Annotated in this window: 14 protein-coding genes and 1 pseudogene; 8 read left to right on the top strand and 7 right to left on the bottom strand. The window is 72.1% G+C overall.

Annotation, left to right across the window (positions count from 1 at the left end):
• Positions 1-81 precede the first annotated feature (81 nt).
• Entirely contained in the window at positions 82-819 is a 738-nt protein-coding gene (locus ACYC1Z_RS10535; RefSeq protein ID WP_461409475.1) for a carbonic anhydrase, read from the top strand.
• Positions 820-989: 170 nt separating this feature from the next.
• Here ACYC1Z_RS10535 and ACYC1Z_RS10530 read toward each other — a convergent pair whose 3' ends face one another.
• Positions 990-2,318, bottom strand: a complete 1,329-nt coding sequence (locus tag ACYC1Z_RS10530) for a PhoH family protein (RefSeq protein WP_461409478.1) — start codon at positions 2,316-2,318, stop codon at positions 990-992.
• Between the two features lie 464 nt (positions 2,319-2,782).
• Positions 2,783-3,541, bottom strand: a complete 759-nt coding sequence (locus ACYC1Z_RS10525; RefSeq protein ID WP_461409474.1) for an isoprenyl transferase — start codon at positions 3,539-3,541, stop codon at positions 2,783-2,785.
• A gap of 220 nt (positions 3,542-3,761) precedes the next feature.
• On the opposite strand from ACYC1Z_RS10525, the gene trhA reads away from it, so the two are divergent.
• Together trhA and ACYC1Z_RS10515 are read left to right on the top strand one after the other, a co-directional pair.
• On the top strand, positions 3,762-4,460 hold the full coding sequence (gene trhA / locus ACYC1Z_RS10520) for a PAQR family membrane homeostasis protein TrhA (RefSeq protein ID WP_461409473.1): 699 nt from the start codon (positions 3,762-3,764) through the stop codon (positions 4,458-4,460).
• A gap of 42 nt (positions 4,461-4,502) precedes the next feature.
• Positions 4,503-5,366, top strand: a pseudogene (locus tag ACYC1Z_RS10515) (PPK2 family polyphosphate kinase); the annotation flags it as partial.
• Between the two features lie 288 nt (positions 5,367-5,654).
• Here the strand turns inward: ACYC1Z_RS10515 and ACYC1Z_RS10510 are convergent.
• Together ACYC1Z_RS10510 and mca are read right to left on the bottom strand one after the other, a co-directional pair.
• Entirely contained in the window at positions 5,655-6,083 is a 429-nt protein-coding gene (locus tag ACYC1Z_RS10510) for a hypothetical protein (protein WP_461409472.1), read from the bottom strand.
• The gene (gene mca, locus ACYC1Z_RS10505) at positions 6,080-7,003 is read right to left on the bottom strand and encodes a mycothiol conjugate amidase Mca (RefSeq protein ID WP_461409477.1); all 924 of its coding nucleotides are present in this window, start codon (positions 7,001-7,003) and stop codon (positions 6,080-6,082) included. The genes ACYC1Z_RS10510 and mca overlap by 4 nt, the downstream gene beginning before the upstream one ends.
• Positions 7,004-7,159: 156 nt before the next feature.
• On the opposite strand from mca, the gene ACYC1Z_RS10500 reads away from it, so the two are divergent.
• Positions 7,160-7,600 carry a DUF4307 domain-containing protein gene (locus ACYC1Z_RS10500; protein ID WP_461409471.1) on the top strand — a complete coding sequence of 147 codons (441 nt, stop codon included), beginning with the start codon at positions 7,160-7,162 and terminating at the stop codon, positions 7,598-7,600.
• Between the two features lie 203 nt (positions 7,601-7,803).
• Complete coding sequence (gene greA, locus ACYC1Z_RS10495; protein WP_461409470.1) at positions 7,804-8,286, top strand: transcription elongation factor GreA; 483 nt, start codon at positions 7,804-7,806, stop codon at positions 8,284-8,286.
• 67 nt (positions 8,287-8,353) lie between these two features.
• Here the strand turns inward: greA and ilvA are convergent, their stop codons facing one another.
• Both ilvA and ACYC1Z_RS10485 read right to left on the bottom strand, forming a co-directional pair.
• Positions 8,354-9,571, bottom strand: a complete 1,218-nt coding sequence (gene ilvA, locus ACYC1Z_RS10490) for a threonine ammonia-lyase (RefSeq protein WP_461409469.1) — start codon at positions 9,569-9,571, stop codon at positions 8,354-8,356.
• The gene (locus ACYC1Z_RS10485) at positions 9,568-10,794 is read right to left on the bottom strand and encodes an AI-2E family transporter (RefSeq protein ID WP_461409468.1); all 1,227 of its coding nucleotides are present in this window, start codon (positions 10,792-10,794) and stop codon (positions 9,568-9,570) included. Before ACYC1Z_RS10485 ends, ilvA begins: the two co-directional genes overlap by 4 nt.
• A 134-nt stretch (positions 10,795-10,928) precedes the next feature.
• Here ACYC1Z_RS10485 and msrA point away from each other — a divergent pair, with 134 nt between their 5' ends.
• Both msrA and ACYC1Z_RS10475 read left to right on the top strand, forming a co-directional pair.
• Positions 10,929-11,624, top strand: a complete 696-nt coding sequence (gene msrA, locus ACYC1Z_RS10480) for a peptide-methionine (S)-S-oxide reductase MsrA (RefSeq protein ID WP_461409467.1) — start codon at positions 10,929-10,931, stop codon at positions 11,622-11,624.
• A 164-nt stretch (positions 11,625-11,788) separates the two neighbouring features.
• Positions 11,789-12,190, top strand: a complete 402-nt coding sequence (locus ACYC1Z_RS10475; RefSeq protein WP_461409466.1) for an FKBP-type peptidyl-prolyl cis-trans isomerase — start codon at positions 11,789-11,791, stop codon at positions 12,188-12,190.
• Positions 12,191-12,317: 127 nt separating this feature from the next.
• On the opposite strand, the gene ACYC1Z_RS10470 is transcribed toward ACYC1Z_RS10475, so the two are convergent.
• Complete coding sequence (locus ACYC1Z_RS10470; RefSeq protein ID WP_461409465.1) at positions 12,318-13,193, bottom strand: Bax inhibitor-1/YccA family protein; 876 nt, start codon at positions 13,191-13,193, stop codon at positions 12,318-12,320.
• 325 nt (positions 13,194-13,518) lie between these two features.
• Between ACYC1Z_RS10470 and ACYC1Z_RS10465 the strand changes: the two genes are divergently transcribed.
• Positions 13,519-13,655: ATP-binding cassette domain-containing protein (locus tag ACYC1Z_RS10465; RefSeq protein WP_461409476.1), on the top strand; the 137-nt coding region annotated here is incomplete at its 3' end.

Raw genomic sequence — 13,655 nt, 5'->3', positions numbered from 1 at the left:
CACGGGCCGGGGCGAACCCGCCCACCCGCGCCGAGCTGACGCTCTGACGCCGGCGCCCGGCGCAGCGTGCACAATGGCACGATGACCGGCTCCCCGCCCGCCCCGCACACCCTGACCCCCGCCGAGGCCTGGCAGCGCCTCCAGGCCGGCAACACCCGCTTCGTCGAGGACCGGATGGAGCACCCGTCCCAGGGCGCGGGCCGGCGCGCCGAGCTCGCCACCGACCAGCACCCGTACGCCGTGCTGTTCGGCTGCTCGGACTCCCGGGTGGCCGCCGAGATCATCTTCGACCAGGGCCTGGGCGACCTCTTCGTGGTCCGTACCGCGGGCCACGTGCTCGACACCACCGTCATCGGTTCCATCGAGTACGGCGTCGAGCTCCTCGACGCACCCCTCGTGGTGGTGCTCGGGCACGACCACTGCGGCGCCGTGGGGGCCGCCACCGAGGCACTGCTCACCGGCAAGATGCCGAGCGGGTTCGTCCGGGCGATCGCGGACCGGGTGATCCCTTCGCTGCTCACGCGTGCGGACCTCGTCGGCGCCCCGCCCGGCTCCTCCAAGTCGAGCTCCTCCAAGTCCGACTCCCCCAGGTCCGGCTCCTCCAAGGAGGCCTCCCCCACCGGTTCCCGACAGCTGGAGCTGCCCGACGACGACGAGCTGCGCCGCGAGCACGTGCGCGCCACCGTGCAGATGCTGCGTGACTATTCCGGCGCGCTGGCCCGCGCGGTCGCCGAGGGCCGCTGCGCCGTCGTCGGGCTGGAGTACACGCTGGCCGACGGTCGGGCCCACCTGGTCGACCACATCGGCGACATCGACTGACCGCCCAACCAGCCCCACCGCCTGCGCCGACCCCACCGCCCGCGTCGACCCCACCGCCCGCGTCGAACAGGTCCTAAAGTGCCGATTTATCGCGAAATCGGCACTTTAGGACCTGTTCGACGTCGCGGCAGCGTGGTGGGGACGTCGTGGCGGCGTGGCGGGGGGCGTCCTCAGATGTCGATGCCTTCGAGCAGCTCGGTCACCAGCGCCGAGACGGCGGAGCGCTCGGACCGTGTCAGCGTGACGTGTGCGAAGAGGTCCTTGCCCTTGAGGGCCTCGACCACGGCCGCGATGCCGTCGTGGCGCCCGACCCGCAGGTTGTCGCGCTGCGCGACGTCGTGCGTGAGCACCACCCGGGAGTTCTGCCCGATGCGGGAGAGCACCGTGAGGAGCACGTTGCGCTCGAGCGACTGTGCCTCGTCGACGATCACGAAGGCGTCGTGGAGCGACCGGCCCCGGATGTGCGTCAGCGGCAGGACCTCGAGCAGGCCCCGGGCCATGACCTCGTCGACCACCTCGGGGGCCACCACGGCCCCGAGGGTGTCGAACACGGCCTCGGCCCAGGGGTTCATCTTCTCGGCCTGGTCGCCCGGCAGGTAGCCGAGCTCCTGCCCGCCGACGGCGTACAGCGGCCGGAACACGACCACCTTGCGGTGCTCGTGGCGCTCCATGACGGCCTCGATGCCGGCGCACAGCGCCAGCGCCGACTTGCCGGTACCGGCGCGCCCGCCGAGCGAGACGATGCCGAGCTCGGGGTTGAGCAGGTGGTCGATGGCGATGCGCTGCTCGGCGCTGCGGCCCCGCACCCCGAAGACCTCCCGGTCCCCACGCACCAGGTGCAGCATGCGGTCCGTGCCGATCCGGCCCAGCGCGGAGCCGCGCGGGGAGTGCAGGACGACGCCCGTGTGGGTCGGCACGTCCGCGAGGTCGCCCGGGGTGGCGAGATCCTCGACCACGACCTGGTCCTCCCCCCACAACTGCGCCATCTCGGACTCCGTGAGCTCCGCCGTCGCCATGCCGGAGTAGCCGGTGTCCAGCACCTGCTGGAAGCGGTACTCCTCGGCGTGGAGACCGACGGCGGAGGCCTTGACGCGCATCGGCAGGTCCTTGGAGACGACGGTGACGTCGTTGCCCTCGGCGGCCAGGTTGGCGGCCACCGACAGGATCCGGGTGTCGTTGTCGCCCAGGCGCAGCCCGGAGGGCAGGACCTGGTCGGAGGAGTGGTTGAGCTCGACCCGGACCGTGCCGCCGTCGTCGCCGACCGGGACGGCGGCGTCGAGTCGGCCGTGCTTGATGCGTAGCTCGTCGAGCTGGCGCAGCGCGGACCGTGCGAAGTAGCCGAGCTCGGGGTGGTGGCGCTTGGCCTCGAGCTCGGTGACGACCACGACGGGCAGGACGACGTCGTGCTCGGCGAAGTGCAGGATGGCGCGTGGGTCGGAGAGGAGCACGGAGGTGTCGAGCACGTAGGTGCGCAGGGCCGTCCCGATGGGTTCGGCCACCCCGAGCTCCGCGGCGACGGCGGCGCCGGTCGCCGCGTCGTCGCCGGGTGCGATGTCGTCGCCGGGGGCGACGGGGATGGCGGGCTCACCGGCGAGGGCGGCGTCGGTCGGGGCGCTGGTGGTGCGGGTGCGGCTCACGGGAACTCCCTCCGGCGCCGAGGCGCCGAGCTCAGCTGGCCTGCGGTGTCACGCGGTGGTGCGCGTGCGACCTCGCGGCGGTGGGGGCGGTGGGCCGGCCCAGGAAGGACCGGCGGCCCCTCCCGTCCGCAGCTGGCTGCTGCATGGGCTGACCTCCCGGAGGACGGCTGGTGTGCCGTCCGTCACGCTTCACGCTACGGACAATCGAGGCAGAAGTCGGCCCGACACGCCCCGGTGGTGGACCGACACCAGGTGTTCATGTGCCCGTCACATGCCGCTGCCCCAGCGACACCGGAGCCGTGGCCCGGGACCGCGGCGCCGGTGGTTCAGCGGCCGAGGCGACGCTCCCGCTGGCCGTACGAGCGCAACGCACGCAGGAAGTCCACCCGGCGGAAGTCCGGCCAGTAGACCTCGCAGAAGTAGTACTCGGAGTGGACCGACTGCCACAGCAGGAAGCCTCCGAGACGCTGCTCGCCGGAGGTACGGATGACCAGGTCGGGATCGGGCTGGCCCCGGGTGTAGAGGTGGTCGGTGATGTCGTCGATGCCGATCTCCCCGGCGACGTCCTCGAGCGTCTGGCCCGCGAGCGCGCGCTCGCGCAGGAGCGAGCGCACGGCGTCGGTGATCTCGTGCCGGCCGCCGTAGCCGACCGCCACGTTCACCTGCACGCCGACGCCGTCCTCGGTCCGCGCCTCGGCGTTGCGCAACCGCTCGGCGACCTCCACCGGGAGCAGGTCCAGCGAGCCGACGACGCGCAGCCGCCGGCCGGAGTCGGCCAGGGTGTCGACCGCGGCGGCGATGATCTCCAGGAGCTGGGCGACCTCCACCGGATCCCGCTCGAGGTTGTCCGTGGAGAGCATCCACAGCGTGACGATCTCGACGCCGGCCTCTTCCGACCACTGCAGGAGCTCGGTGATCTTCAGCGCACCGTGGCGGTGCCCGTGCGAGGCAGGGGTGCCGAGCGCCTTCGCCCAGCGGCGGTTCCCGTCGAGGATCACCCCGACGTGGCGCGGCACGGTCGCCTTCGTCAGGCTCCGGACCAGGCGCCCCTCGTACAGGTGGTACAGCACGTCCGGGACCCGCATCTGCCGCTCGACACTCCTTCCGGTCCGCGCGGACCCGCCGCCTCGTCGTCCGCGGGGAGCCGTCCGACCCTCGAGAACCTGGTGCGAGGTTACCGCTCCCGCGGGACCCGACGGCGTGGCCGGCGTTCCCGGGCGCGGCCGACGGCGAACCTACGCTACCGTAGGTTGTGCGGGACCCGATCCCGGCCGTCGACCCGTCACGAGCACCAGGAGATCCGACATGACTCACCAACCGGGCCTCGCGGACACCGGTGACGCCGCCCGCCCGGAGAGCGGTATCGCCGCCGTCGTGAAGCCCCGCCTGCGCGGCTGGCTGCACTCCGTCACGGCCCCCGTGGCCCTGGTCGCCGGTATCGTGCTGGTCGTCCTCGCGCCGACGACGCCGGGAAAGATCACCACGGCGGTGTTCGCGGCCTCCTCGGTGGTGCTCTTCGGCTGCTCCGCCGTGTACCACCGCGGCACCTGGTCGCCGCGGGCGACCGCGGTGCTGCGGCGCCTCGACCACGCCAACATCTTCCTGCTCATCGCCGGCACCTACACCCCGCTCGCGGTGCTGCTGCTCGACGCCGCGACGGCGCGTCTGCTGCTGGTCATCGTCTGGGCCGGCGCCGCGTTGGGCATCGCCGCCCGGATGCTCTGGCTCTCGGCCCCACGCTGGGTCTACGTGCCGATCTACCTCGCACTGGGCTGGGTGGCGGTCGGCTTCCTGCCACGGTTCTGGACGACGGGGGGGCCCGCCGTCGTGTGGCTGGTCGCGATCAGTGGGCTCGCGTACACCCTGGGCGCACTGGTCTATGCGATGAAGCGGCCCAACCCGAGCCCGCGCTGGTTCGGCTTCCACGAGATCTTCCACGTGGGGACCGTCATCGGCTACGGCTGCACCTTCGCGGCCGTCGCGGTCACCCTGGCCCGGTTCTGACCGTGACCGGCGGCGCGGGCCGTCCCGACGATACGATCCGGCGTGGGCAACACGCGATCTGACGACTCCACCCCGGGATGGACGACGCCCGCGGCCGCAGCGCTGCGGGCGGGCCCGGACCTCGACCTCGACCTCCTCGACCGCGCAGGAACCCCCGGGTGGGACGGGGGCCGGGACGACGCGAAGTCCTTCATGGCCGAGCGCGGCAGGCTCCTCTCGGAGCTGCAGGAGCGCCTGTTCGCGCAGGGCCGGGCCGGGAAGGCGCCCTCGGTGCTGCTCGTCGTCCAGGGGCTCGACACGGCGGGCAAGGGCGGGATCGTGCGCCACGTCATCGGCATGGTCGACCCCCAGGGCGTGGCGCTCCGTGCGTTCGGGGTCCCGACACCGCGGGAGCGGCGCCACCACTACCTGTGGCGCGTCCGTCGCGCGCTGCCCAGGCCGGGGCTGATCGGCGTCTTCGACCGCTCGCACTACGAGGACGTGCTCGTGGCCAGGGTGGACGAGCTCGTCGAGGAGCCGGTGTGGTCCCGCCGGTACGCCGAGATCAATCGGTTCGAGCGCCAGATCGTCGCCGCCGGCACCACCATCGTCAAGGTGGCGCTCATGGTCTCGAAGCAGGAGCAGGGCCTGCGCCTCATGGAGCGCCTGGACCGCCCCGACAAGCACTGGAAGTTCAACCCGGGCGACGTCGACACCCGCGCCCGGTGGGACGCCTACCAGGAGGCCTATGCGGACGTCTTCGCGAAGACGTCCACCGCGCTCGCACCGTGGCACGTGATCCCGGCGGACAAGAAGTGGTACGCCCGCTTGGCCGTCACCGAGCTGCTCACGCAGGCCCTCGTCGACCTCGACCTCTCGTGGCCCCGGCCGCGGTGGCGGGTGGACGCCCAGAAGCGGCGCCTTGCCGCGACCATGGACCCCGAGGCGCTCGCCGAGGCCGCCGACCGGACCGCCGAGCTCGTCGAGGAGTTCCGCGAGGCCGAGGCCACGTTCGTGGAGAAGGTCCGGGAGGCCGACGCGGACGAGCTCCCGGACGGCTCCGACACATCCGCCGGCGCCGCGGCGAACACCGCGGGCGACGGCCGGGCGAACAAGGCGGACGTCGAGGGCGGGGGCGACCACAAGAAGGACAAGAAGGGCAACGGCAACGGCAAGAGAGACGACCGCAAGAAGGACAGGAAGAAGGGGTAGGGCTCAGTCACCCACAGGCGGCGGCGACGTGCCGTCGCTCCGGCTCGACGCCGCCCCGCCGTCACCCTCCCCGGCCGCCGCCCCTGCCTCGACCGGTGGGTGCACGACCCGTGACTGCACGACCCGCGACTGTGCGACCCGCGGATCGGCGGCGTTCACCTCGGCGTCCGGCCGCATCGCGTCCGTCTCGCCGGTCGCTGTCGCGTGCACCTCGCCGGTCGCGGTCGCCTCCGCCTCGGCGCGCTGCCGCAGGCGCTCGTTGTGGTCCACGCGCCGCATGTGCTTCGTCATCGAGAAGAACAGCGGGATGGCGATCACCGCGAGCAGGAAGAAGCCCCAGACGAAGCCCTCGATGCCGGGCGTGACCTCCCAGATCTCCATCTCGACCGGGTCGGGGGCGGGCGTGGTCGCCAGGAGCAGCAGGGACGTCATGTCCCCACCTTGCCACCCGCGGAACGGTCCGTCCGGACGTCGGAGCCGAACCCGTCCACCGGGATCGCGATGCCGGCCGGGTCGACGCCGGCGAACAGGTCGGTCTCCATCCCACCGGCGACCGGCACCCGGGTGCGTGCGAGCTCGAACTCCTCGTAGGGCCACACCTCGGCCTCGATGTCGCGAGGCATGTGGAAGAAGAACCCCTCCGGGTCGATCTGGGTGGCGTGCGCACGCAATGCGTCGTCGCGGTGCGGGAAGTACGAGGCGCACTCCACCAGCGCCGTCGCGTGCCGCTCCGACCGGTCACGGCGGTTCTCCAGCCACCCCTCGAACGGCGAGACGAGGCCGCGGGCCCGCATGCCGCCGTCGAGGGCCTCGATGCGCGATCGGGAGAAGGAGACGTCGTAGTAGAGCTTCTGCACGGCCCACGGCTCGCCGGCGTCGGGGAAGGCGTCCGGGTCCGCCGCGGCCTCGAAGGCGGCCACGGCCACCCGGTGGCTCATGACGTGGTCGGGGTGGGGGTAGCCGCCCTGCTCGTTGTAGCAAGTCATCACGTGCGGACGGAACTCACGGATCTGACGCACCAGCGCCGCCGTCGGGACCTCGAGCGGCTCGAGCGCGAAGCATCCCGGCGGCAGCGGGGGCAGCGGGTCCCCCTCGGGGAGCCCGGAGTCCACGAACCCGAGCCAGACCTGCTCTACCCCGAGCGCCTCGGCCGCGGCCGCCATCTCGCGGCGTCGGTGGCCGGGCATGTCGCGCAGGATCTCCGCCCGCCCCTCGAGGCTCGGGTTGAGGATGTCCCCGCGTTCCCCGCCCGTACATGTGATCACCCGCACCGGGCCGCTCTCGGCCGCGTACCGTGCCATGGTCGCCGCGCCCTTGCTCGACTCGTCGTCGGGGTGGGCGTGCACGGCCATCAGCCGCAGTTCGTGATCGTTCAAGGGACTCCTCCAGGTCACGGCGCTGTCCGGGTCGCGGTGACCTCGCGCGTAGATTGCCAGGGACAATGGTCTCTCATCCGCTGCCGGTTGGCGAGAACGCGACCCGGCCGAGGCTCCCGGAAGGACGGCGCCGTGCCCGCCTCACCTGATGTCCCGCCCCCGGGCGGCGTCGACCCTGCGATCATGGCCGCCCGCTACGGACAGCCTCCTGCGCCGCAGACCCGCCGACGCCGGCTGGTGGTGACCGCCGTCCTCGCCACGGTGCTGATCGCCGCCGCGGTGCTGGTGCAGGCCGTGGGCCTGAGTCGACCGTCCGTGAGCTCCCAGGACCTGGGCTTCACCGTCGACGGCCCCACCCGGACCACGGTCCGGTTCAACATCATCACCGACCCCGGGACCACGGTGCGCTGCTCCCTCATCGCCCTCAACGAGAGCTTCACGGAGGTGGGGTTCCGGGTGGTCGTCGTCGGCCCGGTCGACGCCCGGACGACGTCGCACGAGGCGGTGGTCACCACCTCCGAACCGGCGACGACGGGCAGCGTGAGCTCGTGCGAGATCGTCGGGTCCGGCTGAGCCGTTCCCGACGCCGAGCCAGGTCGTCCGCTGCGGCAGGGCCGCACGAAAAGGCGGACGTGGCCGTCCGCCTTGCTACACTGGTGCTTTGACACGCCGCCCGGAGCGGCGCACGCGGTGCGAGCGCCCGGCGGTGATCCAACCGATTCCCCGTCGCCTCGGCCGCTTGCGTCCGGGGCACAACCGTATGTGGAGGAGGAGCCGTGACCCAGACGACCACCTGGCTCACCCAGGACGCGTACAACCGTCTGACGGCTGAGCTCGAGCACCTGAAGTCCGCGGGGCGCAGCGAGATCGCCGAGAAGATCGACGCTGCCCGTCAGGAGGGGGACCTCAAGGAGAACGGCGGTTACCACGCCGCCCGTGAGGAGCAGGCCAAGCAGGAGGCGCGCATCAACCAGCTCACGGCGCTGCTGCGCGACGCCCAGGTGGGCGAGGCGCCGCCGGACGACGGCATCGTGGAGTCCGGCATGGTCGTGAACGCCACCGTCGCCGGCCGGGACCGCATCTTCCTGCTCGGCTCCCGAGAGGCCGCGCCGGGCCTGAAGATCGACGTCTACTCCGAGAGCTCGCCGCTCGGTGCGGCGCTCGTCGGCAAGAAGTCGGGTGACACCACTTCCTACGTGGCCCCCAACGGGTCCACCATCGAGGTCAAGATCGGCGAGGTCAAGCCCTACCGGGGCTGAGACCGGCACGAACGGGCCCGAGTGCCACGAGGCGGTCGTCCATCGGGACGACCGCCTCTGCCGTCCCCTACTGGGACCGGATCGGGTACCCCTCCCGCCGGAGGGTCTGCAGCACGGCGGTGCAGTGCTCCGGCCCCTTGGCCTCGAGTTCGACGGAGATCTCGACCTCGTCCACGGCGAGGCCGCCCGTGGTGCGGCTGTGCTCGATGCTCACCACGTTGGCGCCGCTGCGCGCCAACAGGCGCAGCAGGTCCGCGAGGCTGCCGGGCGCGTCCTTCACGAGGACCCGCAGCTGCAGGTAGCGCCCGGCCGCCGCGAGACCGTGCCGGATGATGCGCAGCAGCACGAGCGGGTCGACGTTCCCGCCGGAGAGCACCATGACCACCGGCCCCTCGAAGGCGCCCGGGTCGGCGAGCAGGGCCGCCACCCCGGCCGCCCCGGAGGGCTCGACCACGAGCTTGGCGCGCTCGACCAGGTGCACGACCGCCCGCGAGAGGCTCTCCTCGGTGACCGTCAGGACGTCGACGACCTGCTCGGCCACCACCCCGAAGGGCACCTGGCCCGGCAGGGCGACGGCGATGCCGTCGGCCATCGTGTGCAGGTCCGTGCGCAGCACCGGCCGGCCCTGCCGCAGCGACTCCGGGTACGCGGCGGCAGCGGCGGCCTGGACCCCGACGACGGCGATCGACGGGTCGACGGCGTGGACGGCGGCCGCGACGCCCGCGAGCAGCCCACCACCACCGGTCGGGACGACCACGGTGCGCACGTCCGGAACCTGCTCGAGGATCTCCAGCCCGATCGTGCCCTGGCCGAGGACGATGTCGACATGGTCGTAGGGATGGATGAGGACCCGCCCGGAGCGCGCCACCTCCTCGGTGCAGGCGGCCAGGGCGCCGGTGAGGTCGTCCCCCACGAGCACGACCTCCGCGCCGTACTGCCGAGTCGCGGCGACCTTCGGCAGTGCCGCGTCGACCGGCATGAAGATCTTGGCCGAGACCCCGAGCTCACGGGCCGCCAGCGCCACGCCCTGCGCGTGGTTGCCGGCGGAGGCCGCGACGACACCGCGGGCCCGCTCGGACTCCGTCAGCCGGGACATCCGCACGTAGGCGCCGCGGACCTTGAACGAACCGGTGCGCTGGAGGTTCTCGGCCTTCAGCCACACCGGTGTGCCCGCGAGCTCGCTGAGGGTGGTGGAGTGCTCGACCGGGGTTCGGGTGGCGACGTGCTCGATGATGCGCGCAGCCTCCCGGAACGCGGCGAGGTCGAGACCTGCGGCGGCGCTCATGCGGGGCCCACCCCCTCCTCCTCGCCCGAGCCGTCCGCGGCGATGTGGGCGAAGTCGTCCTCGATGGCGTCGTCGAGCGTACCGGGCGGGCCGCCCGCTCGGGTGACGTCGGTGGCGAGCTTGGGGTACTTGTCGTGCCCGTGCAGGTACAGCAGCACGGTGTTGATCACCGCCACGATCGGCACGGCGAGCAGCGCCCCGAGGATGCCGGCGATCCCGGTACCCGCCGTGACGGCCAGGAGGATCGCGATCGGGTGCAGCGACAGCGCGTTGCCCTGCAGCCACGGCTGCAGCAGGTTGCCCTCGATCTGCTGGACGGCGAGCACGATGATCAGCATGATCACCGCGGTGCCGAGTCCCTGGTCCACGAGCGCCACCAGCACGGCGACGGTGCCCGACAGCAGCGCACCCACGATCGGGATGAAGGCACCGAGGAACACCAGCACGCCGATCGGCAGGGCGAGCGGGATCCCGAGGATCGCGGCGCCGACCGAGATGCCGACGGCATCGACGAAGGCCACGAGGATCTGCGTCCGCACGTAGCCGCCCATGGTCGCCCACGCCCGGATGCCCGCCTCGTTGATCCTGTCCCGGCCGCTGCGCGGCGCCAGGCGCACGAACCACCGCCAGATCTGCCGGCCCTCTTTGAGGAGGAAGAAGAGGCAGAAGATGGCGATGACGGCTCCGGTGACCACGGACGTGACCGAGCCGGTGGCGTTCAGGACGCCGCTGACCAGGACGCCGGAGTTGTCCTGGATCTGGCCGAAGACCTGGCCCAGCCAGGCGTCGAGCTGCGACCGGTCGATGCCGAGGGGCCCCTCCGCGAGCCAGCTGACGAGCTTGTTGAACCCTTCGACAGCCTTGCCGACCAGCTGCCCGAACCCGCGGTAGATGGAGCTGCCGGCGAGGGTGAGGAGGCCGCCGACGACGACCAGCGTGCCGACGAGTGCGGTGATCGACGCCAGGGCGCGCGGGAAGCGCAGGCGGCGGCGCATCCAGCTGGTGACGGGTTCGAGGAGCACGGCCAGCAGGATGGCGGCGAGGAACGCCACGACGATCGTCTTGAGCGTGATCGCCAGGTAGCCGACCCCCACCGCGACCGCGGCGACCACGAGCGCCCGCCAGGACCAGGCGGCGGCCGCGCGCAGCGACCACGGGACCACCTCGGCCGGATCGGTGCGCGGCAGGTCCGCCGGTTCGCGGGGGGCGCTGGGTGCTGTCATGTCCTCTTCCATCACGTCGACGGTCAACCGTCAGCGTAGGCGTTGCCCGGCGCCGCCTCCGTGGCGGCGCGCGCCGGAAGAACTTGTCGCCCTGCGGTGTTGGGCACTGTGTACGACTCCCGAAAGGATGCGCGATGTCTGCCGCTCGACGGACCCGGCTGGTGACGGCGGACGAGGCGCTGCCCGGGCGCACCTCCCCGGTGTTCGAGGTGCCGCCCACCCACGAGGTGCTCCGCTCCCCGCTGGAGGGCCCGTGGCCCGGCACCGAGGTGATGTACGTGGCGATGGGCTGCTTCTGGGGTGCCGAACGGATCTTCTGGCGCCGGCCCGGCGTCGTCTCGACGGCGGCCGGCTACCTGGGGGGTTTCACGCCCTATCCCACCTATGCGGAGGTGTGCACCGGTCGGACCGGGCACACGGAGGCCGTTCGGGTGGTGTACGACCCCGCGCGGACCTCGCCCGAGCTGCTGCTGAAGGAGTTCTGGGAGAACCACGACCCGACCACGCCGAACCGGCAGGGCAACGACGTCGGCACCCAGTACCGATCGGGGATCTACTGGACCACCCCGGGCCAGGAGGCAGCGGCACGTGCCACGCGGGACGCGTTCCAGCGGGTGCTGACCGAGCATGGGCACGGCGCCATCGCGACCGAGCTGCTGTCCTTCGACGGCTCCTTCTACGCGGCCGAGGACTACCACCAGCAGTACCTGCACAAGAACCCTGGCGGCTACTGCAACCACGGCCCCAACGGGCTGACGTGCCCCGTCGGTCTGGTGCGCCAGGACCAGCTGCCCGCACAGCTCGACGTGGCGCCGCCCGCCACGTCCTGAGCGACGCCGATGTCCTCGCCGGCGCCGGAGCGGCTCGCGCGTGCTGAGCGCCGCACGTGTCCCGAACGACGCACGTGCCCAGGACGTCGCCCGAGCGGCCCCCCGCCCGCGCACGTACCCTGGTCGGGGCCCGGCGCCGTCGGGCACCGACCGAGAGGACACGAATGAGCGCGCTCCCCACCGCCAGTGGCGGCTTCGGCGACAAGCCGGAGCTGGCCTTCCCCACCATCGACGCCCCGGAGGGTCTGCAGGTCCATGTGCTCGTGCCCGGTGCCGGCGACACCGTCCGGGCCGGCGAGACCGTCGTCGTGAACTATCTGGGCCAGACCTGGGGCGGGCACGTCTTCGACAACTCCTACGACCGCGGCGCCACGATCTCCTTCCCGATCGGGATGGGTGTCGTCATCGGTGGCTGGGACGAGGGCCTCGTGGGACAGCGGCTCGGCTCGCGCGTGCTGCTCTCGGTCCCGCCGGAGCACGGCTACGGCCCCGCGGGTGTCCCGCAGGCGGGTATCAAGGGCTCGGACACGCTCGTCTTCGTCGTGGACGTCGTCGGCGTCGAGTGAGCGTCGGCGTCGACGTCGAACCTGGCCCCGAGTGAGCCCAGCGAGGCGCTGACGACGCCGAGGCCCTGACGTCCCCCGTGCGGCGGCCGTCAGGGCCTCGGTCGTCGGTGCTGAAACCGTCAGGGCGTCAACTGTCTCCGCGCAGGATGGCGATCAGGCGCAGGAACTCGATGTAGAGCCACACCAGCGTCACGGCGAGGCCGAACGCGGCGGTCCACGCGAAGCGGCCGGGCACACCCCGCTCGACGCCCTTCTTGATGGCGTCGAAGTCCATGATGAGGAAGAACGCGGCGAGGCCGACGGCGAAGATGCCCAGCGCCACCCCGAGGATGCCGCTGCGCATGCCCCACGGGTCGGTGACGACGCCCGTCCACATGAGGACGAGGTTGACCACCGAGAAGAGCATGTAGCCGACGAGCGCGACCAGTGCGACCCGCTGGAGCTTCGGCGTGACGCGCACCTTACCGGAGGAGAACAGGAACAGCGCCGCCGCGAACGTCGAGACCGTGCCGAGCACCGCCTGCAGGACGATGCCCTCCCACTGCGCGCTGAAGATGGCGGAGATGCCACCGAGGAACAGGCCCTCGGCCGCGGCATAGGCGAGGATCAGCGCCGGGCTGGGCTCACGCTTGAAGGCGTTGACGAGGCCGAGGACGAGGCCGACGAGCGCGCCACCGATCGTCAACGTCATGTCGGCGTTCATCACGACCCAGTTGAACGCGGCGGCCAGGACGATGACCCCGAGCACGAGCGACGTCTTGACGATGACGTCGTCGTAGGTCATCCGGCCGGTGTCGGCGGGCGCCGCGGTCGGGCCGCGGTAGGCGGCCTCGAGGTCGGCGAGGCCCTCGCCCTGGGGTGCGTACGGCTGCCCCGGTGCGTACGGCTGGCGCTGCGTGGTGGAACCACCGGGGGTGTACCCGGGGTAGGCGGGGTACCCCTTCGGGGTCCGCTGCGCTTTCGTGCCGAAGTAGGGACTCTTCTCGAAGACGGGGTTGCTCACTGTGCCTCCTGGTCGCGGCGCCTGGACCCGCGTGCCGGGCCCGGGCCGGTGTCGCTGGCCACTGCCCATCGTACGGTGCGGCGATGACGATCCGGGCGACGAGCTTCCTCCACTCCAACGGGAGGGGTGCCGTCCGGGTTCCCGGGCCGGTGGCGACCTGTCCGGTTCTCATCCCTCAGGATGAGGGCCTCGCCATCGCGGCGGAGCACCGGTGACGTCCGGTCTCCCCCCGTGGCCGGTGGTTCGCGGTCGGAGGCCGATCTACGGTGGTGCGGACACGAACGTCAGGGCATCAACGTCGGGGCACCACGGAAGGGCCAGCCAGATGATCGAGGCGGAGAACCTCACCAAGCGTTATGGCAGCAAGACTGCTGTGGACGGCATCAGTTTCACGATCGCGCCGGGCACGGTGACGGGGTTCCTGGGGCCGAACGGTGCGGGGAAGTCCACCACGATGCGGAT

This window comes from Georgenia sp., from assembly GCF_054605595.1.
This window is presented reverse-complemented; position numbering and strand designations above follow the sequence as displayed.